This is a genomic window from Quisquiliibacterium transsilvanicum (assembly GCF_014202215.1).
Classification (GTDB): Bacteria; Pseudomonadota; Gammaproteobacteria; order Burkholderiales; family Burkholderiaceae_E; genus Quisquiliibacterium; species Quisquiliibacterium transsilvanicum.
Genome location: NZ_JACHGB010000002.1, coordinates 543,602 through 564,808, shown reverse-complemented (window position 1 = coordinate 564,808; position 21,207 = coordinate 543,602). Strand labels below are relative to the sequence as shown.

General features: G+C 72.1%; 13 protein-coding genes. 6 read left to right on the top strand and 7 right to left on the bottom strand.

Annotation, left to right across the window (positions count from 1 at the left end):
- Positions 1 to 28: 28 nt before the first annotated feature.
- From HNQ70_RS06065 to HNQ70_RS06055, 3 genes are all read right to left on the bottom strand, one after another.
- A complete protein-coding gene (locus HNQ70_RS06065; protein WP_183965265.1) occupies positions 29 to 2,536 on the bottom strand; it encodes a CaiB/BaiF CoA-transferase family protein in 2,508 nt (835 codons plus the stop codon).
- Positions 2,537 to 2,649: 113 nt separating this feature from the next.
- Positions 2,650 to 3,735, bottom strand: a complete 1,086-nt coding sequence (locus HNQ70_RS06060; protein ID WP_183965263.1) for an NAD-dependent epimerase/dehydratase family protein — start codon at positions 3,733 to 3,735, stop codon at positions 2,650 to 2,652.
- A gap of 148 nt (positions 3,736 to 3,883) precedes the next feature.
- Positions 3,884 to 4,561 (bottom strand): gamma-glutamylcyclotransferase, encoded by a 678-nt coding sequence (locus HNQ70_RS06055; protein WP_183965261.1) that lies wholly within the window; start codon positions 4,559 to 4,561, stop codon positions 3,884 to 3,886.
- A 117-nt stretch (positions 4,562 to 4,678) separates the two neighbouring features.
- On the opposite strand from HNQ70_RS06055, the gene HNQ70_RS20120 reads away from it, so the two are divergent.
- From HNQ70_RS20120 to HNQ70_RS06035, 5 genes are all read left to right on the top strand, one after another.
- A complete protein-coding gene (locus HNQ70_RS20120; RefSeq protein ID WP_246434745.1) occupies positions 4,679 to 5,737 on the top strand; it encodes an amidohydrolase family protein in 1,059 nt (352 codons plus the stop codon).
- Positions 5,734 to 6,486: an SDR family oxidoreductase gene (locus HNQ70_RS20115; RefSeq protein WP_246434743.1), complete on the top strand. Its 753-nt coding sequence runs from the start codon at positions 5,734 to 5,736 to the stop codon at positions 6,484 to 6,486. The genes HNQ70_RS20120 and HNQ70_RS20115 overlap by 4 nt, the downstream gene beginning before the upstream one ends.
- Before the next feature lie 327 nt (positions 6,487 to 6,813).
- Positions 6,814 to 10,272, top strand: a complete 3,459-nt coding sequence (locus HNQ70_RS06045; protein WP_183965259.1) for a transglutaminase family protein — start codon at positions 6,814 to 6,816, stop codon at positions 10,270 to 10,272.
- Between the two features lie 10 nt (positions 10,273 to 10,282).
- Positions 10,283 to 12,931, top strand: a complete 2,649-nt coding sequence (locus tag HNQ70_RS06040) for a circularly permuted type 2 ATP-grasp protein (RefSeq protein WP_183965257.1) — start codon at positions 10,283 to 10,285, stop codon at positions 12,929 to 12,931.
- Positions 12,928 to 13,878 (top strand): transglutaminase family protein, encoded by a 951-nt coding sequence (locus tag HNQ70_RS06035; protein WP_183965255.1) that lies wholly within the window; start codon positions 12,928 to 12,930, stop codon positions 13,876 to 13,878. Before HNQ70_RS06040 ends, HNQ70_RS06035 begins: the two co-directional genes overlap by 4 nt.
- A gap of 72 nt (positions 13,879 to 13,950) precedes the next feature.
- Here HNQ70_RS06035 and HNQ70_RS06030 read toward each other — a convergent pair whose 3' ends face one another.
- The 3 genes from HNQ70_RS06030 to HNQ70_RS06020 all read right to left on the bottom strand — a co-directional run bounded on the left by HNQ70_RS06030 (position 13,951) and on the right by HNQ70_RS06020 (position 17,277).
- The gene (locus tag HNQ70_RS06030) at positions 13,951 to 15,075 is read right to left on the bottom strand and encodes an NADH:flavin oxidoreductase (protein ID WP_183965253.1); all 1,125 of its coding nucleotides are present in this window, start codon (positions 15,073 to 15,075) and stop codon (positions 13,951 to 13,953) included.
- A gap of 185 nt (positions 15,076 to 15,260) precedes the next feature.
- The gene (locus tag HNQ70_RS06025) at positions 15,261 to 16,370 is read right to left on the bottom strand and encodes a S1C family serine protease (protein ID WP_183965251.1); all 1,110 of its coding nucleotides are present in this window, start codon (positions 16,368 to 16,370) and stop codon (positions 15,261 to 15,263) included.
- Complete coding sequence (locus HNQ70_RS06020) at positions 16,360 to 17,277, bottom strand: LysR family transcriptional regulator (RefSeq protein ID WP_183965249.1); 918 nt, start codon at positions 17,275 to 17,277, stop codon at positions 16,360 to 16,362. The genes HNQ70_RS06025 and HNQ70_RS06020 overlap by 11 nt, the downstream gene beginning before the upstream one ends.
- Positions 17,278 to 17,399: 122 nt before the next feature.
- Here HNQ70_RS06020 and HNQ70_RS06015 point away from each other — a divergent pair, with 122 nt between their 5' ends.
- Positions 17,400 to 19,157 carry an acyl-CoA dehydrogenase family protein gene (locus HNQ70_RS06015; protein ID WP_183965247.1) on the top strand — a complete coding sequence of 586 codons (1,758 nt, stop codon included), beginning with the start codon at positions 17,400 to 17,402 and terminating at the stop codon, positions 19,155 to 19,157.
- Between the two features lie 37 nt (positions 19,158 to 19,194).
- Here the strand turns inward: HNQ70_RS06015 and HNQ70_RS06010 are convergent, their stop codons facing one another.
- Positions 19,195 to 21,141, bottom strand: coding sequence for a TRAP transporter permease (locus HNQ70_RS06010; RefSeq protein WP_183965245.1), 1,947 nt, complete (start codon positions 21,139 to 21,141; stop codon positions 19,195 to 19,197).
- Positions 21,142 to 21,207 lie beyond the last annotated feature (66 nt).

The window sequence follows — 21,207 nt, the reverse complement described above, 5'->3', positions numbered from 1 at the left end:
CCGGGGCGCCGCAGCCCCGGGTGCCGCCTCAGGCGATCCGGCGCTGGGCCGGGACCTCCACAGCAGGCGGCATCGCGCTGCGCAGCCCCTTCGGGGCGAAGGTGACGACGTCATCGCGGACCAGCCGCTCATAGCGCGCAGGGTCGACCCCGGCCCGCGCGAGCAGCACCTCCCGGCTGTGCTCGCCGAGCAGCGGAGCCGGCTGGCGCGCCCCCAGCCGCCGTCCGTCCTGGACGATGGCGATCCCGCCCTGGCGCTGGGGCCCCGAGAACTCGCGGACCAGGTCGATGTAGAAGCCGTTGGCCTCCAGGTGAGCGTTCTCGAACAGTTCCTCGGCATGGTGCAGCGGCGCAGCGGCGACGCCGGCGTCCTGGAGCAGCTGAGCCGCCTCGTCGCGGTCGCGGATGCTCGACCAGGCCGCAATCGCGGCGTCGATCTCGTCGTGGCGGGCGGCGCGGCGCTCAAGGGTCGCGAACGCCGGGTCCTGCGCCCATCCGGGTCGCCCGATGACCCGGGCAAGCCGCGCGAAGGCGTCATGGTCGGGCGCCGATGCCGCGATCCACTGGTCGTCGCCGGCGGCCGGATAGAAGCCATGCGGCGCCATCGCGGCGTGCCGGTTGCCGCGGCGCGGCGGCTCCGCGCCGCCGAGCTGCCGCTCGAGCAGCGCGGGCGTGGTGAACTGCAGCATCGCCTCGACCATGCTCAGGTTCACGTACTGGCCCTGGCCGCTGCGGCGCCGCTCGTGCAGCGCGGTGAGCAATGCTGCGCAGCCGAACAGTCCGCCGAGCGGATCGCCGTAGGCTAGGTGGTACATCGTCGGCTGGGTGCCCGGGAACCCAGCGAAGCTCGGCACGCCGGCCCCCTGCTCCAGCGTCGAGCCATAGGCGCGGGTATCGGACCAGGGATTGCCTGTGCCGAACGCTGACATCGACACCATCACCAGCCCCGGGTTGTGCGCGAGCAGGGTCTCGTTGCCCAGCCCGAGCTTGCCCATCACGCCGGCGGCCTGGTTCTCGACCACCGCGTCGGCGCCCGCGATCAGTTCCAGCGCCAGCCGGCGGCCGACCTCGGTGGTCAGGTCGACGCTGATGCCGCGCTTGCCGCGGTTCATCGCGCAGAAGGGCTTGGCGTCCTCGTAGGAGCGCGCCTCGATGTACTCCGGGGTCCAGTTGACGCCGCGCCACCAGTCCGGGTAGCGACCGGCCTCGATCTTGAGCACGTCCGCGCCCAGGTCGGCCAGCAGCCGGGTGGCCAGCGGACCGGCCCAGCCCATCGCAAAGTCGACCACCGTTAGGCCGGCGAGCGGACCGGCGTCGCCGGGGACTGCACCGGCCTTCGCTGCGGCGGCGGGGGCCGCGCTGGCCAGGGCGGCGTCTGACGCCGCAGGCGTGCCGCGGACTGCGGATGCTGCGGATGCTGCGGGTGCTGCGGGTGCTGCGGACGCGCCCGGCCCCTCCGGGGCGGCCTGCTGCAGCGGCTGCAGGCGCTGCGCCACCGGGGTGCGGGTCAGCCCGAAGGGCGTGCGCGGCACCTTCAGCGTGACGTCGCCGCGCGGCAGCTCGGCCAGCGCCGAGCGCAGCTCGAAGATCGGATGGGTGAGGATTCCGGCAGCGTCGGGCACCACCACCATCGGCACCTTGTGGCGACGACCGGCCGCAGCCCATTCCTCGGCGCTGCGGCGCGACAGCGCGCGGACCATCGCCTGCTCGACCTCGTCGAGGCGGGTGAAGCGCAGCTCGCGCGTCGCCAGCCCTTCGTCGGCAGCCTGCTCGTCCATTTCCAGCGCGGCGCACAGCGACTTCCACTGCTCCGGGGTGGTCGCGGTGATGCCGATCCAGCCCTCCCGGGACGGATAGACGCCGACCGGGCTGTTGGGCATGAAGCGGTTGATGCCGCAGCGCTTCATCGGCAGGCCGTCGCGCTCGAAGAAGTGCATGTGCATTTCGCTCAGCACGAGATTGGCCTCGAGAATGCCGACCTCGAAGCGCCGCGGCGCCGTGGCGGGCGGCGCCAGCAGCGCGGCCAGCGCAGCGATGTAGGCGGTGACGCCGGCCACGTTGGTCGACTGCCGGTCGCCCGCCTGGACCGGCGGCCCTTCCATGCTGCCGGCCATCTGCGGCATGCCGGTGAGCGCCTGCACCACCAGGTCGTTGCCGGTCCAGTCGCGGTATGGCCCCTGGCGGCCGAACCAGTTCAGCTCCACGGTCGCGCGGCGCGGCAGTGCCGCGCAGGCATCGAAACCGGAGGCCTCGCCGACCAGCACCAGGTCGGCATCCCTGCACAGCGCTTCGAGGGCCGCGCGGTCGGCGACGCGCGCCAGGCGCTTGCCGGCCGACATGCAGTCGGCCCAGGCCTCCTCCAGCGGAGTCTGCACGCGCACGATGCCGCGCAGGCGCTGCCCCGGCGAAGTCTCCGCCAGCACCACAGTCGCGCCGGCATCGGCGAGCATCCGCCCGCAGTAGGCCGCCGCCGCACCTCCAGCCACTTCAACGACGACGATGCCCTCGAGCGGCCGCCGACGATCCGATCCCGTCATGTCCCCTCCTCGCTCCAATCCGGCCTTCCAGTCTCTCGGGGCCCCAGGGCCCTGCCGGATGCGGCCATGCATCGCTGCGCGCGGCGGCGCCTGCGCCGCGCGCAGCGCCTGGTTCAGCTGCGCGGCGCGAACCCCGCCCGCCGCTTCGGCTGGACACCGGCGACGCTCACCAGCGACTCCGCGCAGTCGCGCAGCGATTCGTCCCAGGGCCGGAACGCGACCCCAGTGACGCGCCGGATGCGTTCGTTGCGCAGGTCGCAGCCCGCCCAGATCGCCCGCAGCTCGGCTTCACGCGCGCGGATGTGCTCGGGAAACTGGTCGATGACCGGCGGCGTGTCGTGGCCGAGCTCCGGCAGCAGCCGGTCGATGTCGGCGCAGACGTCCTCCACCTTCCTGGTTTCGGTGGACCAGGCGATGTAGCGCTCGCCGTTGCGGACCTGGTCGCTCTCGAGCAGGCCGATGTGGCATTCAGCGTCGTCGCGCACGTCCACCGGCATCCACGGGCGGTAGGCGCCCAGCGAGTTCTGCCGGCACTCGCCCAGCAGCATCAGCTCCACCAGATGCTGCCAAGGGCCGCCGTCCTTCTGGTGCGCCGACTGGATCGGGCCGACGTTGTCGCCGGGGCAGCAGGTGATCGCGTCCCAGCGCCCGCCGCTGCGCTCGGCAGCCTCGGCGAAGGCGCGCTCGGCCAGCACCTTGCCCATCGAGTAGCCCTGCCCGCGGTCGGGGCGGCGCTTCGGGTTGGTCTCGTCCGGATAACGGTCTTCGTTGATCACCGGACGGCGCACCAGCTCGGTCACGTCGGCCTCGGAGATCACCGCCGCCACGCTGGAGGTGACCACCACGCGGGTGACCGAACCGGACTTCTCCACGCTGGCGATCAGGTGGTCGCAGACGCCCTTCACGTAGTCCTGGTCGTTGTAGGTGCTGACGTGCGAGATGTGGGCCACGCCGTGGCAGCCCTTGAAGATCTCGTCGAAGCTGCCGGGATTGTCGAGGTCGGCGGCATGCAGCGTCAGCCGGCCGGATGCGTACCCCGGCATCGCCTTCAGGAAGCCGGTGCGCGCCTCGTCCTCGACCTTGCGAACGCAGGCGCGCACGCGGTAGCCCTTTTCGAGCAGCCGGCGCACGACCCAGCCGCCGACGAATCCGGCGGCGCCGGTGACGGCCACGAGGCCTCGCTTGGGTACTGGGGCCATGGATGATTTCCTCTCTGATGTGTGGATGCGCGGATGCCGGCAGGCGCCGGCAAGGTCTGGGCAGCAGTGTCCGGGATCGCGGCGCCTGCGTCGACGCCGGAAGGCGGATTCTCGGTATGCGCGCGCCACGACGGCGCGCCGGGCCGGATCAGCTCTCGTCGACGCGCGCCCGAACGCGCGCCGCGAGCGCCTCCAGCCGGCGGTCGCGGATGCCGAGTTCGCGCAGGTGATGGACGGTGTCGAACAGGTAATCGCAGCAGCGGCCCAGCGCGCCTGCCCCGGTTGCGAGCAGCCCCGCCACGGTGTCCTCGTCCAGCCCTGGCGCGTAGCGGTCGTGATGTCGGTTGACGGTGAACGCGATCGCCGGTTCCGGCCCCTCGGGGGTGCGCGCCAGGGTCCAGACCGGCCGGTAGGCGTGGGTCAGCATTTCCCGCCGCCAGAGGACGTCGAGCTCGGTCACCTCGGTGCCTGGTGCAAGTCGATACACGACGCCGACGCAGCTGCCGCCCGCCTCGAGCGAGAGCATCAGGCCGGGGCGCTCCGGACTGCCGCGCCCGGCCTGCAGGCGCAGGCAGAACTGGCGATGGAAGCCGTGGATGCGCGCGGTGCGGCGCTCAGCGAAGTGGAAGGCGGGGTTCCAGATCAGCGAGCCGAAGGCGAACACCCAGACCCTGCCCGGCCGCGGCGCCTGCGCGAGCATCTCGAGCACCTGCGAATGGCGCTCCTCGTCGGTCATCATCCGCACGTCCGGGCCGAGCTGCGCCCGCACGGTCGCATGCAGCGATCCGTCGAGCAGGCTTTCACGGGTCAGTTTCACGACGCTCATCGACGGGCATTCTTGCACGCCGCGGCGCGCGGCGGCGGTCCGTTCGGCGCCGCGCCGCTGCCGCCGCGCGGCGTGGCGCGTGCGAAGATCGGCGCCGAGCGCACACCAGGAGCCGCGATGTCCACCCACCCCGGCACGCCCGCCGCCGACCCCTTCCACCCGCCCGCCGATCCCCGATGGCTCGCCCTGCGCACCGAGGCGGCGCTGGAGCCCGGACTGCCGATCGTCGACGCTCATCATCATCTCTTCGACCGTGCGGCGCGGCGCTACGCTGCCGAGGACCTGCTCGCGGACCTGGCCGGCGGCCACCGGGTGACGGCCACCGTCTACCTGCAGTGCGGCGAGGCCTATCGCACCGAAGGCCCGGCGCACCTGCGCCCGGTCGGCGAGACCGAAGCGATGGAGTCGCTGGCGGCGCGCTGCGCGGCGACGCCCGGCAGCCCGCGGCTGTGCGCGGCCATCGTCGGCCATGCCGACCTCACGCGCGGAGCCGCCGAGGCCGAGGTCCTCGAGGCGCACCTGGCGGCCTCCCCGGCGCGCTTCCGGGGCATCCGCCAGACTTCGGCCTGGGAGCCGGACCCCGCCTTCGTGCGGGTCGGGCCCCGCCCGGGCCCCGGCCTGCTGCTCGACCAGCGATTTCGCGAGGGTTTCGCCACGCTGGCGCCGCTCGGGCTGAGCTTCGACGCCTGGCTCTACCATCCGCAGCTCGACGACCTGGTCGACCTGGCCCGCAGCTTTCCCGCGACCTCGATCATCCTGGATCACGTGGGCGGTCCGCTGGGCCTTGGCGGCTACGCCGGCCGGCGCGACGAGGTGTTCGCGCAGTGGCGGGCCGGGATCGGGCGCCTGGCAGCCTGCCCCAACGTGACGATCAAGCTGGGCGGCATGGGCATGCGGCTGTTCGGCTTCGGCTTCCACGAGGCGCCCGAGCCGCCCTCCTCGGCCGCGCTCGCCGAAGCCTGGCGCCCTTACGTCCACGAGTGCATCGAGGCCTTCGGCGCGCAGCGCTGCATGTTCGAAAGCAACTTCCCGGTCGACCAACTGTCCTGCGACTACGTGGTGCTCTGGAACGCCTTCAAGCGCCTCGCGGCCGGCTGCAGCCCCGCCGAGAAGGCGGCGCTGTTCGCCGGCACCGCCGAGCGCGTCTACCGCATCCCCCAGGAGAGCCAGCAATGAATCATTCGAAGACCAGAGCCATCGTCACCGGGCACAGCCGCGGTCTGGGCGCGGGAATCGCCCGCGCGCTGGTGGAGCGCGGCGTCAGGGTGCTCGGGCTGTCCCGGCACGCCGCGTCCGCGCCCGCCGAGGCCACGGCCGCGCTGCTCGAGCAGCAGGCGCTCGACCTGGCCGATCCTGCCGCGCTGTCGTCCTGGCTGGCCGGCGGAGCGCTCGAGCGCTTCCTCGCGGACGCCGAGTTGGCGCTGCTGGTGAACAACGCCGGCGTCGTCACGCCGATCGGCCCCCTGCCCGTCCAGCCGGGCGGCGACGTGGCGCGCGCAGTGGCGCTCAACGTCACCGCGCCGCTGCTGCTGGCCGCCGCCTTCGCGCAGCTGCGCACGCCGGCCACCGAGCGGCGCATCCTGCACGTGTCGAGCGGCGCCGCGCGAAGCCCGTACCCGGGCTGGTCGGTCTACTGCGCCACCAAGGCGGCGCTGGACCAGCATGCACGCTGTGTCGCGCTGGACGCCACTCCGGGGCTGCGCATCTGCAGCCTGGCGCCGGGCGTCATCGACACCGGCATGCAGGGCGAGATCCGCGCGACCGACCCGGCACGTTTCCCGATGCATGATCGCTTCGTGAACATGGCGCGCCAGGGCGCGCTGGCGGATCCCGTGCAGTGCGGCGCAAGGATCGCCGACCACCTGCTCGGCGCGGACTTCGGCGCGTCCGCGGTGGCGGACCTGCGCGAGCTCGGCGCAGGCTGAGCGCGGGCAGGGCGGGGCTCCGTCGCTCCGCCCCCCGCTCCGCCCGCCGTTCCGCCTGCACCTGCGCCTGCACCTGCACCTGCACCTGCACCTGCGCCCAGCACCGCGCCGGTGCGTCCCGCCCCGCAACGGTCGGGCCGATCCGCCAAGGTACGCAGCCGCCAGACCGCCCCGCCCACGGAACGGGCGCACAATGACATCCCCGAGCGCAAACGGTCGCGGTGCCGGGCCCGGTCTTGCTGGCCTCGAACTTGCTTCGAGAATGCGCAACACATTCCCGCCGCGTCCCCACCGCATCCGCGCCGAACCGGCCCACGAGGACTGCCCGTGTCCATTCACGTTGCGCTGCACCACGTCACCCACTACCGCTACGACCGCCGCGTCGGCCTGTCGCCGCAGGTGGTCCGGCTGCGCCCGGCGCCGCACTGCCGTACCCCGATCCTCTCCTACTCGATGCAGGTGGAGCCGGCGACCCACTTCGTGAACTGGCAGCAGGATCCCTTCTCGAACCACCTGGCGCGGCTGGTCTTCCCGGAAAAGACCGAGGAATTCAAGGTCACGGTCGACCTGGTGGCCGAGCTGGCGGTCTACAACCCCTTCGACTTCTTCCTCGAACCCAGCGCCGAATCCTTCCCGTTCGCCTACGACGCAGAACTGCGCGAGGAGCTCGCCCCCTACCTGGCGGCCGATCCGCCGACCCCGGCGCTGACGGCTTTCCTGGCGACGATCGATCGCGCAGCGATGCCCACCATCGACTTCCTCGTCGGGCTGAACCAGCGCCTGCAGAGCGAAATTCGCTACGCGATCCGGATGGAACCGGGCGTCCAGACCCCGGAGGAAACGCTGCTGGGGGGCATCGGTTCCTGCCGGGACACCGGCTGGCTGCTGGTGCAGGTGCTGCGCCATCTGGGCCTGGCCGCCCGCTTCGTGTCCGGCTACCTGATCCAGCTGCGGCCGGACGTCGAGGCGCTCGACGGTCCCAGCGGCGCGCAGGCCGATTTCACCGACCTGCACGCCTGGTGCGAGGTCTACCTGCCCGGCGGTGGCTGGATCGGCCTCGATCCAACCTCCGGGCTGCTGGCCGGCGAGGGACACATCCCGGTGGCCTGCACGCCGGCGCCGTCGAGCGCGGCGCCGATCTCCGGGGCGATCGACCCCTGCGAAGTGAGCTTCGAGCACACGATGGAGGTGACGCGCATCCACGAGTCGCCGCGCGTCACCAGGCCCTACACCGAGCAGCAGTGGTCCCGGGTGCTCGCGCTGGGCGAGGCCGTCGACGCCGACCTCCAGCGGGGCGACGTGCGGCTGACGATGGGCGGCGAGCCGACCTTCGTGTCGGTGGACGATCGCGACGGCGCAGAATGGAACACCGATGCGCTCGGCCCCACCAAACGCCGACATGCCCAGGAGCTCCTCGAGCGCCTGCGCGCGCGCTACGGCGAAGGGGGCTTCCTGCACTTCGGCCAGGGCAAGTGGTATCCGGGCGAGCAGCTGCCGCGCTGGGCGCTCTCGATCCACTGGCGCGCCGACGGCGAGCCCTGCTGGCACGACCCGTCGCTGTTCGCCGACGAGCGCACGCCGACGCAGTACACCGCCCATGACGCGCGTCGCTTCATCGCTGCGCTCAGCGCCCGGCTGGGCCTGACCGACGAGCACATCCAGACCGCCTACGAGGACACCTGGTACTACCTCTGGCGCGAGCGCCAGCTGCCGGTGAACGTCGACCCGCTGGACAGCCGGCTCGATGACCCGCTCGAGCGCATGCGCCTGCGCCGCGTGTTCGACCGGGGCCTCGACGCCGAGGTCGGCTACGTCCTGCCGCTGGAGCATGCCGACGCGCCCGACGCGCCGGGCGTGGACGGCCCGCGCTGGGTCACCGGTCGCTGGCACTTCCGGGACGACCGGATGTACCTGACTCCGGGCGACTCCCCGATGGGCTATCGCCTGCCGCTGGACGCGCTGCCCTGGCTGAGCGAGACCGAGCGCCCCTACCACCTGGCCCGCGATCCCTTCGCACCGCGAGACGCCCTGCCCGCCGCAGCACAACCCGGGGCCCACTACGAGGCGCACGAGACCGGCGGCGGCTTCGCCGAGGGCGGCACCGTGGCGATGCAGGCGGCAGCGGACGCCGGGGGCCACGCGCCCCTGCAGGGGGCGAAGCACTCGGGCGACTCCGGCGCAGCGACGCGCGCTCCGGATCGCGCCGAGCCGGCGCCCGGGGCCCCCCGAACCGCGCTGTGCGTGGAGGTGCGCGACCCCCGGCGGGCCAGCGGGCCCAGAGCCGAAGCGACCGGCGAGCCCAGCGGCGTGCTCTACGTGTTCATGCCGCCGCTGCCACGCCTGGAGGACTACCTCGCGCTGGTCGCGGCAATCGAGGCCACCGCGGCCGGGCTTGGCGTGCGCATCGTCCTCGAAGGCTATGCGCCGCCGCGCGACCCGCGGCTGAAGACCCTGCAGGTCACTCCGGACCCCGGCGTGATCGAAGTCAACATCCACCCGGCGCACGACTGGGCGGAACTGGTCGAGCACACCGAGTTCCTGTACGACGCGGCCTGGCGCTCGCGGCTGTCGACCGAGAAGTTCATGCTCGACGGCCGGCATACCGGCACCGGCGGCGGCAACCACATGGTGCTCGGCGGCGCGACGCCGGCGGACTCCCCGTTCCTGCGGCGGCCGGACCTCCTGGCGAGCCTGCTCGCCTACTGGCACAACCACCCGTCGCTGAGCTACCTGTTCAGCGGCCTGTTCATCGGGCCGACCAGCCAGGCGCCACGGATCGACGAAGCGCGCAACGACCAGGTCTACGAGCTGGAGATCGCGCTGGCCGAGATCGAGCGCCGCCGGGCAGTCGATGGCGAGGACCTGCCCCCCTGGCTGATCGATCGCACGCTGCGCAACGTGCTGATCGACGTCACCGGCAACACTCATCGCGCCGAGTTCTGCATCGACAAGCTCTACTCGCCGGACACGGCCACCGGCCGGCTGGGCCTGCTGGAGCTGCGCGCCTTCGAGATGCCGCCGCACGCGCGGATGAGCATCGTCCAGCAGCTGCTGCTGCGCGCGCTGGTGGCGCGCTTCTGGAAGCAGCCCTACCGCGCGCCGCTGGTGCGCTGGGGCGCCGAGCTGCATGACCGATTCCTGCTGCCCAGCTTCGTCCGGATGGATTTCGACGAGGTGCTCGAGGAGATGCGACTGGCGGGCTACGGTTTCGAGCCGGAATGGTTCGATCCTCATTTCGAGTTCCGCTTCCCGAAAGTGGGCGAGATCAGCGCGCGCGGGCTGCAGCTCACGCTGCGCAACGCGCTGGAGCCCTGGCACGTGATGGGCGAGGAAGGCGCGCCTGGCGGCACGGTGCGCTACGTGGACTCGTCGCTCGAGCGCATCGAGGTCCGCGTAACCGGGATGGTGGACGCGCGCCACGCAATCACGGTCAACGGCCGCACGCTGCCGCTGCAGCCGACCGGGCGCACCGGGGAGTTCGTCGCGGGCGTGCGTTACCGCGCCTGGCAGCCGAGCTCGGCGCTGCACCCGACCATCGGCGTCCATGCGCCGCTGACCTTCGACGTGGTCGACCGCTGGATGCAGCGCGCGCTCGGCGGCTGCCAGTACCATGTGGCCCACCCCGGCGGACGCAACTACGAGACCTTCCCGGTAAACTCCTACGAAGCCGAGAGCCGGCGCCTGGCGCGGTTCTTCGCGATGGGCCACAGCATCGGCACGATCGAGGCGCGCCCGCCCGAGCGCAGCCTCGAATTCCCGTTCTCGCTCGACCTGCGGCGCAGCTGATTCCTTGTCCGTGTCTCCCGTAACGCTCCCCGCCGACCCTTCTTCCGAAGAGACCGATCGCCTGGTCGCCAAGGCCGCCGCGCCCGGCAGCCCTGGGCACTACGACGAGCTGCGCGGCCGCACGCACCCGGTCGCCGGGGCGGCCGGCGCCGCGCTCGCGCCGCTCTGGCAGCGCTTCTTCTCCGCCATCGGCAGCTCCGGCTGGCGCGATCTCCCCTCGCGCCGCTCGAGCGTCCAGCGCAAGCTGATCGAGGACGGGGCGAGCTACAACGTCCACGCCAGGACTGAGGATGCGACGCGGGTCTGGCCGCTGGAGCTGCTGCCCCTGCTGATCGACGCGCCCGAGTGGGCTGCGATCGAGCAAGGGGTACGCCAGCGGGCCCGGCTGCTGGAGGCAGCGCTGGCCGACCTGTACGGCCCGCGCCTGCTGCTGGAGGAGGGACTGCTGCCCGCGACGCTGGTCCATGGCCATCCCCAGTTCCTGCGGCCGATGCACGGAGTGCGCCCGCGCGGCGGCTGGGGGCTGCATCTGGTGGCCGTGGATCTCGCGCGGGGCCCGGAGGGCTGCTGGTGGGTGGTCGGGCAGCGCACCCAGGCGCCTTCCGGACTGGGCTATCTGCTCGAGAACCGGCTGATCATCGGCCCGCAGTTCCCGGAGGCCTTCCGGGCGCTGCGCGTGCAGCGCATCGCATCGGCGTTCCGGGCAATGCTCGACGGGCTCGCGGCCGCCAGCGGCGCCGGCGACGACGCGCGGCTCGCGCTGCTGACGCCGGGCCCCTACAACGAGACCTACTTCGAGCACGTGTTCCTGGCCCGCTACCTGGGCCTGACGCTGGTCGAGGCATCGGACCTGACGGTGCGCAGCCAGCAGCTCTACCTGAAGACCCTGCAGGGCCTCGAGCGGGTGCACGTGCTGCTGCGACGCGTCGACGACGAATGGCTCGACCCGCTGGAGCTGCGGGCGGACTCCACCCTCGGCGTGCCGGGCCTGCTCGAGGCGGTGCGGGCCGGGGGCGTGGTGCTGGCCAACCTGCCCGGCGCCGGCGTGCTGGAGAGCCCCGGGCTCACCGCGTTCTGGCCGGGGGTCGCGCACCGGCTGCTCGGCGAGGAGCTGCTGCTGCCGGCGGCCACCAGTTGGTGGTGCGGCGAGTCCAGCGTCTGGGCGGAGCAGCGCGCCAGGCTGCGCGACTACGTCATCGTGCCGACCTTCCCGGCGGGCGAGGTCACCCGCGACTTCGTTCCGGTGATGGGCGCCTCGCTCGACGCGAAGCAGTTCAAGGCCTGGCAGGAACGCATCGACCAGGATCCGGCGGCCTACACGCTGATGGAGCCGATACGCCCCTCGGAGCAGCCCGTCTGGCGCGACGGCCGGATCCGCCCGCGGCCGGTGGTGCTGCGGGTCTACGCGCTGCGCGACGCCAGCGGCGCCTGGCGGGTGCTGCCCGGCGGCCTGACCCGCGTGGCCAGTGCCGACGGTCCTGCGCCGGGGGGGGAGTCGTCCGCTGCGCCCCGGATCGGCGGCGCGGCCGGAACCGATGTGTACATGTCCTTCCAGCGCGGCAGCGCGAGCACCGATTCCTGGGTGCTGACCGAAGGCGAGGTGGATGCCACGTCGCTGGTGCCGCCGCCGCTGCAGGTCTCCGAGCTGGCCAATCCGCGCCGGACCATCACCAGCCGCTCAGCCGAGAACCTGTTCTGGCTGGGCCGCTATACCGAACGCGCCGAGTGCACCATCCGCCTGGCACGGCTATCGCTCGAAGACCTTCCCGCAGCCCGCGGCCCGGTGCTCGGCCTGCTCCACGCATTGCTGACGCAGAGCGACCTGATCGGCGAGGAAGTGCCCTCGCCGGCCTCCGGCTCAGCTCAGGCGACCCGCATCTTCCAGCGCACGCTGATCCGTTCGCTCGGCGACCCGAAGGCCAGCGCCAGCATCGCCTACAACCTGCGCGCGCTGCAGCAGTGCGCGCAGGCGATTCGCGAGCGGCTGTCGCCGGACCACTGGTCACTGATCGCCGACCTGGACACCCAGTTCCAGGCGCAGCTGCGCGCCGCGCAGCGCGCGCGCGGGCAGGTATCGCTCGTCGACGTGCTCGAGGCGCTCGGCTGGGCCAGCACCCGGCTGTCGGCGATCACCGGCGCGCAGACCGACCGGATGACCCGCGACGACGGCTGGCGACTGCAGAGCGTCGGCCGCCAGATCGAGCGCCTGGACACGCTTGCAGGCATCCTGGCCAGCGGCTTCGAGGCCGGGCTGCAGCGCGACGACGATGGCTTCGAACTGCTGCTCGCGCTGTTCGATTCGACGATCACGTACCGGGCCCAGTTCCAGGCCCGGCGCGAAGTGCCTCCGCTGCTGCACCTGCTGGTGCTGGACACCGACAATCCGCGCTCGATTTCGTGGGTAGCCCGGACCATGCGCGACCGGCTGCGCAAGCTCGCACGCCACGACCAGGATTGGGCCGACGCGATGATCGCGCGCCTGCCCTGCCCCGAGGACTGGTCGCTGGCCTCGCTGTGCCAGGCCGATTCCGAGGGGCGCCATCGCTTGCTGGAGCGTCAGCTGCAGGCCTGCAGCCAGGCGGCGCAGGAACTCTCCAACGAGATCGGCCGGCGCTTCTTCGCGCATGTCGCCGGCGCCGACCGCGCGGTCTGGCAATGAGCGACGCCGACGCCGTACCGCGTGCGCTGAGGGTCGAGCACGAGACCCGCTACGAGTACGACGCCGAGGTAGAACTCGCCCGCCATCTCGCGCACCTGCGACCGCGCGACACGCCGTGGCAGCGTGTCCTCCGCTGGCGGCTCGACATCGACCCGCAGCCCGACCCGCAGCCCGGAACGCTCGGCTCGCCCGTCACCGTCCATCCGCCCGGCGTGTCGCTCTCCGAGGACGTCTGGGGCAACTGGCGGGCGGTGTTCAGCCACTCGGCGGTGCACGATGCGCTCTGCGTCCGCTCCGTGTTCGTCGCCGAACTCCGACCACGGACGGCGCCGGTTCCTGCCGACAGCCCGGCCTGGGAGTCCGTCGCCCGGCGGATCTGCTACCGCGCGGGCGCGGTTTTCGAGTACGCGACGGAGTTCGCGCTGCCGACCGCCTACACACCGCGCACTCCTGCGCTGGCCGAGTACGGCCGCAGCTCCTTCACGCCCGGGCGCCCGCTGCTGGAGGCTGCCGTCGACCTGATGCAGCGGGTGCACCGGGACTTCGAGTACGCGCCGGACGCCACCTCGGTGTCCACCCGCGCGCCCGAGGCGCTGAGCCAGCGCAAAGGTGTCTGCCAGGACTTCGCGCACGTGATGATCGGCGCGATGCGCGCGCTGGGCCTGGCCGCCCGCTACGTGAGCGGCTATCTGCTGACCCGGCCCCCGCCCGGGAAGCCGCGGCTGGTCGGCGCGGACGCGACCCATGCGTGGGTCGAGGTCTGGTGCCCAACGCAGGGCTGGGTCGGGCTCGATCCCACCAACGACATCGCGGCCGATCTCGACCACGTCACCGTGGCCTGGGGGCGCGACTACGCCGACGTGGCGCCGCTGCGCGGAGTGATCCGCGGCGGCGGCCGCGTGGTTCCCAGCGTCGCCGTCACGGTGGAGCCGCTCGGGTGCGCCTGATCACCATGCGCCCGGCGGCACGTGCCCGCCGGCGCCGTGCGATCAGGCGCAGTCCGATCAGCCGCCGTCCGATCAGGCGAGCGTCTTCAGCGCCTCGCGGCTGAACGGCAGGATCTCTTCCTGCCGCCCTTCGCGGATCTTGCTCGCCCAGTCCGGGTCCGAAATGAGTGCCCGCCCGACGGCCACCAGGTCGAACTCGCCACGCGACAGCCGCTCCAGCAGCCCTTCGATGCCGGTGGGGCGCGCCACCTTGTCGGTGTCGGCCATGAACTGGATGAACTCGCCGTCCAGCCCCACGCTGCCGACCGTGATGGTCGGCTTGCCGGTCAGCTGCCGGGTCCAGCCAGCCAGGTTCAGGGTCGAGCCCTCGAACTCCGGCTCCCAGAAACGGCGGGTGGAGCAGTGGAAGATGTCCACGCCCGCCGCGGACAGCGGCCGCAGGAAGGCCTCCAGCAGCTCCGGGGTCGCCGCCAGGCGCGCGCTGTAGTCCTGCTGCTTCCACTGGGAGAAGCGGAAGATGATCGGATAGTCCGGCCCTACCGCGGCGCGCACCGCCTGCACCAGTTCGATCGCGAAGCGCGAGCGCCGCGCGGGATCGCCGCCGTACTCGTCGGTGCGGCGGTTGCTGCCTTCCCAGAAGAACTGGTCGATCAGGTAGCCGTGCGCGCCGTGCAGTTCGACGCCATCCATGCCGATCGCCTTCGCATCGGCAGCGGCCTGCGCGAAGGCGGCAATGACGGCGCGGATGTCCTCGTGCGTCATTTCGTGGACCAGCACCTTGCCGTCCTTTTCCTTGCCCGAGGGGCCGAACGCGGGCACCTCGGGGTTGGGCAGGTTCGTTCCGCGGCGGATGTTGCCGACGTGCCAGAGCTGGGGAACGATCCTCGCGCCGGCCGCATGCACCGCGTCGACCACACGCTTCCATCCCGCGAGCGCATCCGCGCCGTGAAAGCGCGGCACGCCGGGGTAGCCGCTGGCGGCCGGATGGTCGACCGTGGTGCCCTCGGTCACGATCAGCCCGACGCCCGCCGCGGCCCGGCGCCGGTAATACTCGACCACGTCGTCGCCCGGCACGCCGCCGGGGCTGAAGTTGCGGGTCATCGGGGCCATCACCACGCGGGTGGGCAGTTCGAGCGGGCCGAGGCGGAAGGGTTCGAACAGGGCGGAAGCCGCGGGGTTCGCGGAGGGACTGGACATGTGCGTGAGTCTCGATCGGGGTTCGGGAGGACAGCCCGCGGCTTGGCGCCGAGGGCAGTGCGCAGCCGGGACGACAGCTGCCGCCCGGGACGCGGCTGCGCCGCGCCGTGGCGGGCGATGCTAGCAGATCGCGCGGCGGGCCATGGGGCGGCACTGGCGGATGCCGAGCCCGCCTGCAGCCGAGCTCAGCGGACCACGTCGATGACCCGAACGCGCAGCTTCGCCTCGCGGCCGTCGCGCAGCACGGTGAGCTCGGCAAGGTTGCCGATGCCGACCCGGTCCAGCTCCGCGACGAAGCTCGACAGCGTGACGACGCGCCGGCCGTTGACCGCGACGATCACGTCGCCGAGCTCGCCGGTGCGCCGGTCAAGCGACCGCAGCCCCGCCTGCGCCGCCGGCGTGCCGCCGCCGACCTCGCCGACGACCACTCCCTGGATGCCGGCGCGCGCGACGAGATCGGGTCGCACCGGCGCGATGCCGATTCCAGGCAGCGGCGCGCGCCCGCGCGCGATCAACGCCGGCACCACGCGGTTGACCAGGTCCGCGGGAATCGCGAAACCGACGCCCGACGATGAGCCCGACGCCGAGCGGATCGCGGTGTTGACGCCGATCAGCCGGCCGGCGCTGTCGAGCAGCGGCCCGCCGGAGTTGCCCGGGTTGATCGCCGCGTCGGTCTGGATCACGCCGGACACCTCGCGGTACTCGGTGGTCGGCAGCTCCCGGTCGAGCGCGCTCACGAGCCCGCGCGTGAGCGTGCGGGACAGCCCGAAGGGGTTGCCGATCGCGTAGACGGCCTGGCCGATCCGCAGGTCTTTCGACGAGCCGAGCGGAATCGGGCGCAGGCCGCGCGGCGCGTTCTGCAGGCGCACCACCGCCAGGTCGTACTCGGGCGAGCGTCCCACCAGGGTGGCTTCGATCGGCTGGCCCGCGTCGAGCTGGACGAACAGCCGCCGCGCACCTTCAACCACGTGATCGTTGGTCACCACGTGCCCCGCCTCGTCCCAGACGAATCCGCTTCCGGCTGAGCGGGAGACCTCGGCGCGGAACAGCCCGTCGGACTGCACCACCTCGCTGGTGATGTAGGCGACCGAAGGCGCGGCGGTTTCGAAGAGCTCGACCACCCGGCGTTCCGCCTCCGGAAGCGGCCCGCGCGGCACCACGGGCCGGGGCGTCGCGGCACCCGGCTCGCGCGGCTGGGTGACGCCCGGAGCCGCCGGCAGCGCGAGCGCGAGCAGCAGCGCAGCCAGGCGGCAGGCTCTCGGGCGCAGCGATCGCTGCGCGGGGTCAGGCCTCATCTGCGGGCGCCTCCAGGTCATCCTTGCCAGCGGAAATGATACCGAGCAGGCCGGCCAGGCTGCGCAGCGCAGGCGTCACCCGCTCCGGCGCCCACACCATCCGGGTGACCGACCGCACCCGGCGGTTGCCGATCGCGACGAAGCGCACCCCCGCCATCCCGGAGCGGGCCAGCGACGCCGGCACCAGCGCCACCCCCATGCCCGCCGCGACGAAGGCCAGCACCGTAAGCCAGTGCCGCACCTCGTGGCGCTGCTCCGGCGTGAAGCCGGACTCTGCGCACAGCGAGACGATCCGGTCGTGATATTCGGGCGATGCCTCGCGGGCAAACAGCACCAGCGGCTCGCCGGCGAGCGCTGCCAGGTCGGCACGGCGGCGCTGCGCCTGCGGATGGCCCTGCGGCAGGCAGCAGACGAAGTGCTCGGTGAGCCAGGCGATTCCGTCGAGCCCGGCAGGCAGCGTGGGCGCGTGGATGAAGCCCGCATCCAGGCGCCCTGCGCGCAGCGCCTCAACCTGCTCGCCCGAGTTCAGCTCACGCAGGGCCAGTTCGATGCCGGGCCGCTCGAGGCGAAAGCGCGCCAGCAGCTCCGGCAGGCCGCGATAGAGCATCGACGCGACGAAGCCCAGCTGCAGCCGCCCGCTGAGCCCGGCCGCGATGCGACCGACCAGTGCCCGCGCATCCTCCGCCTGGCCGAGGATGCGGCGGCTCTCGACCAGGAAGGCCGCGCCCGCGGCGGTGAGCCGCACCTGGCGGCTGGTGCGCTCGAACAGGCGCACGCCGAGCTCCTCCTCCAGCCGGCGGATGCTGAAGCTCAGCGGCGGCTGGGAGATCGACAGCCGTCGGGCTGCCCGCCCGAAATGGAGCTCCTCGGCAAGGGCGACGAAGTGGCGCAGGTGGCGAAGTTCCATGGCGCTTGCGACCGGCGACCCATCGATACATCCGCCGTATCGTTCCAATGAAAAACAGTATTTGACCAGTATCGATGGCGGGAAAACAATCTCGGCATCCCCTACCCGCCGAGGACGCCCACATGCTCGAGCCCCGCCGACTGCAGCAAGCCGCCGACCACGTTCCCGACAACCTCGGCGCCAACCTGTTCCATGCCGACCCGGGCTTCGACGCCATCCTGCCGCTATACCTGCCGGCGGATCTGATGGCGCACCTGCGTCCGCACCTCGAACGGCTCGGCGCGATGGCTGGTGGCCGCTACGACGAGCTCGCCGGGGTCGCCGACCGCAATCCGCCCACGCTCTCGCACCGCACCCGCACGGGCCGCGACCTGCAGCGCATCGACAAGCACCCCGCCTTCGTCGAGCTCGAGCGCGCCGCCTACTCGGAGTACGGGCTGGCCGCGCTCTCGCATCGCGGCGGCGTGCTCGGCTGGCCGGATCCGATGCCGCCGGCCGCCAAGTACGCGCTCACCTACCTGTTCGTGCAGGCGGAGTTCGGCCTGTGCTGCCCGGTCAGCATGACCGACTCGCTGGCCCGCACGCTGCGCAAGTTCGGCGAGCCCGATCTGGTGGCACGCCACCTGCCGGCGCTTACCAGCCTGGACTTCGACGCGCTCTCCCAGGGGGCGATGTTCATGACCGAGCAGGGTGCAGGTTCCGACGTCGGCGCCACCGCCACGCGCGCCTGGCAGGATGCCGACGGACAGTGGCACCTGGAGGGCGACAAGTGGTTCTGCTCGAACCCGGACGCCGGCCTGGCGATGGTGCTGGCCCGCCCCGAGGGCGGCCAGCCGGGCACGAAGGGGCTCACGCTGTTCCTGCTGCCGCGCCTGCTCGAGGACGGCTCGCCGAACCACTACCGGATCCTGCGGCTGAAGGACAAGCTGGGCACGCGCTCGATGGCCAGCGGCGAGATCCGCCTGGAAGGCGCGGTCGCCTATCCGGTCGGCGACCTGGGCCGCGGCTTTCTGCAGATGACCGACATGATCAACAACTCTCGGTTGTCCAACGGCGTGCGCGCCGCGGGCCTGATGCGCCGCGCGCTGACCGAAGCGCTGTTCATCGCGCGCAACCGCGAGGCCTTCGGCAAGCGTCTGGTGGAGCTGCCGCTGATGCAGCGCCAGCTCGCCAAGATCATGGTCTGGACCGAGCAGGCGCGCAGCGTGGCTTTCCAGACCGCGGCGGCCCTGCAGCGCGCGGATGCCGGCGACGAGGAGTCCCGGCGCCTGCTGCGGGTGCTCACGCCGCTGCTCAAGTTCCGCGCCTGCCGCGACGCCCGCAAGGTCACCGGCGACGCGATGGAGGTGCGCGGCGGCTGCGGCTACATCGAGGAATGGAGCGACGCCCGGCTGCTGCGCGACGCGCACCTGGGTTCCATCTGGGAGGGCACCAGCAACATCGTCGCGCTCGACGTGATCCGCTCGATCCGCCGCGAGGACAGCCTCTCCGCCCTCGACCGGCAGATGGACCGCCAGCTGCAGCAGGCCGCCCTGCCCGCCGCGCTGGACGCCCGCTTCCGGCACGCCCGCGAGCGGGTGTCGGCGCTGGCCGCGGCAGCCTGCGCCCACGAGAACGAGAGCCTCACGCGGCAGGCCGCCTCGGCGCTCTACCACCTGTTTTCGGCGACCACCATGGCCAGCGAGGCACGCCGCGCGGATGGCGCGGGCGCCGGCCGACGCCTGCTGCTCGCGCAGCTGGTGCTGCGCCACCGCGTGCTGCCGCGCGATCCGCTCGCAGTGGTTGACGACTCCGCCGACTGGCTGCCGAAGCTGCTGTCGGAAGCGCCGATCGCCTTCGAGCAGGTGCCGGTGCTTCTTTCCGCGGCGGAGTTGCCATAAGGCTGAACAGGGCCCGGCCTCCAGCCGGGCCCGGCCGCTACGCTGCGCTGCCGCCCACCCTGCGCGTTGCCGCCACCATTGCCGCGGTGAGGGCAGCGAGCACGGCCCCGGCGAGGTCGGTATAGCCCTCGGGGATGAACAGCAGCAGTCCAGCGACGCAGAACGCCACCCGCGCCCAAGTCGACAACCTGCCCAGGCGCCAGAGGTAACCCTCGAACGAGGCCGCCAGCAGGATCACGGCCAGGGTTGCGGTGAACGCGGCCTGGATCACCAGCAGCGGCGCCCCCTTGAGGATCAGCGCCGGCTGCAGCACGAACAGCACCGGCAGCAGCAGCAGCACGCTGCCCACCCGCAGAGCCTTGAATCCGACCGCCATCGCATCGGCCTTGGCAATGGACGCGGCCGCGATCGCCGCCAGCGCCACCGGCGGCGTGATGAAGGAAACGATTCCCCAGTAGAAGATGTACAGGTGCGCCGCCATCGGGTCGATGCCCACCTGGATCAGCGCCGGCGCCAGCACGATCGCCAGAAAGATGTAGCAGGCCGAGGCGGTCATTCCCATGCCCAGCACGAAGCTGGTCAGCGCGCCCGCCGCCAGCAGCAGCGCCAGGTTGCCGCCGGCGTACTGCACCAGCTCGCGCGAAAACGAGTTGGCCACGCCGGTCACCGACATCGCGCCGACGATCAGGCCGATGCCGGCGATCAGGCAGACCAGCTGCGCAACCGCCTGCCCCACGTCGACCACCAGCCGCGCGAAGGCCCGGGCGCCAAAGCCCGTCTTCCTGCCGCGCAGCACCGCGACCGCCAGCAGGAAGAGCGACACCCAGAACGGCGCCTCGCCCTCGACGCGCCAGACCAGCAGCAGCGCAGTCAGCCCCGCCAGCGCGAGCAGGTAGTACCAGCCGCCTCCGATGGTGGGCAGCAGGCGGGGCACCTCGCTGGCATCAAGGCCGCGCAGCCCGTTGCGCGCCGCGTACAGGTCTGCCTGCACCATCAGCGCCAGGTAGAACAGAATGGCCGGCAGGAAGGCTGCGGTGACGACCTCCGCGTACGGCACGTTCAGGAAGCTCGCCATGATGAAGGCCGCCGCGCCCATCACCGGCGGCATCAGACAGCCGCCGGTGGACGCGCAGGCCTCGATCGCGCCGGCATAGGTGGCGTCGTAGCCGCTGCGCTTCATCGTCGGGATCGTCATCGTCCCGGTGGTGAGCACGTTGGAGGTCGGGCTGCCGGACAGCATTCCGAACAGGCCGGACGACACGATCGCGACCTTGGCCGGGCCGCCGCGGGCACGCCCCATCATCGACGACGCGAAATCCATGAAGAAGCCGCTGCCGCCGGTGTTGGCCAGCACCACGCCGAAAACGATGAAGCCGATCAGCGTGTCCGACACCACCTGCATCGGGATGCCGATGATGCTCTCCAGCCCGTAGACGTGTTCGCGCACCGTCTGGCCGAAGTCGAGTTGCACACCCCACAGGAAGCCCGGCATGTACCCCGCATAAAGCGGATAGCAGGCGAAGATCAGGCAGAACACCAGCAGGATGGTCTCGCCGGTGCGGCGCACGGCCTCGAGCGCCAGCAGCACGTAGAGCCCGGCCACCACCGTGGCCTCGATGGGCGCGTCCTGGTTCCAGCCGCGGTCGATGATGAACTGGGCCCGGCTTGCCAGCCAGAGCGAGGCGCCGAGCACCAGCGCTGCCAGCACCCAGTCGTACCAGCGCACCTGAAGCTGTCCTTTGCGCGCCGGGAAGGCCAGGAAGCCCACCGCCACGAACAGGCCGATCATCAGGTAGTAGTAGCCGGTGCTCACCGGCCTGAAGCCGCCGAGCCCGAGATTGAACAGCTGGTTGATCGAGATCAGCAGGCCGGCGCTGGTGAGCACGAAGGCCGCCCAGAAGGCTGGTCCTTCGAGCCGCACCGAGCGCGCTTCAGGGTCCTCGACCACGGGCAGTTCGGCCGGTGCTTGTGCTGGAGTGGCCATCAGAGGGACCGTTCAGGGGAGTGGGACGCGTGGGCGCGCGCAGGCACCGGCCAGGCAAGGACTCGA

Bases quoted from the DNA above. Each gene is read 5' to 3' on its own strand.
- HNQ70_RS06020 (WP_183965249.1), bottom strand. From the start codon at position 17,277: ATGGAACTTCGCCACCTGCGCCACTTCGTCGCCCTTGCCGAGGAGCTC.
- HNQ70_RS06010 (WP_183965245.1), bottom strand. From the start codon at position 21,141: ATGGCCACTCCAGCACAAGCACCGGCCGAACTGCCCGTGGTCGAGGAC.
- HNQ70_RS06060 (WP_183965263.1), bottom strand. From the start codon at position 3,735: ATGGCCCCAGTACCCAAGCGAGGCCTCGTGGCCGTCACCGGCGCCGCC.
- HNQ70_RS06055 (WP_183965261.1), bottom strand. From the start codon at position 4,561: ATGAGCGTCGTGAAACTGACCCGTGAAAGCCTGCTCGACGGATCGCTG.
- HNQ70_RS20120 (WP_246434745.1), top strand. From the start codon at position 4,679: ATGTCCACCCACCCCGGCACGCCCGCCGCCGACCCCTTCCACCCGCCC.
- HNQ70_RS06035 (WP_183965255.1), top strand. From the start codon at position 12,928: ATGAGCGACGCCGACGCCGTACCGCGTGCGCTGAGGGTCGAGCACGAG.
- HNQ70_RS06025 (WP_183965251.1), bottom strand. From the start codon at position 16,370: ATGAGGCCTGACCCCGCGCAGCGATCGCTGCGCCCGAGAGCCTGCCGC.
- HNQ70_RS06065 (WP_183965265.1), bottom strand. From the start codon at position 2,536: ATGACGGGATCGGATCGTCGGCGGCCGCTCGAGGGCATCGTCGTCGTT.
- HNQ70_RS06030 (WP_183965253.1), bottom strand. From the start codon at position 15,075: ATGTCCAGTCCCTCCGCGAACCCCGCGGCTTCCGCCCTGTTCGAACCC.
- HNQ70_RS06015 (WP_183965247.1), top strand. From the start codon at position 17,400: ATGCTCGAGCCCCGCCGACTGCAGCAAGCCGCCGACCACGTTCCCGAC.
- HNQ70_RS20115 (WP_246434743.1), top strand. From the start codon at position 5,734: ATGAATCATTCGAAGACCAGAGCCATCGTCACCGGGCACAGCCGCGGT.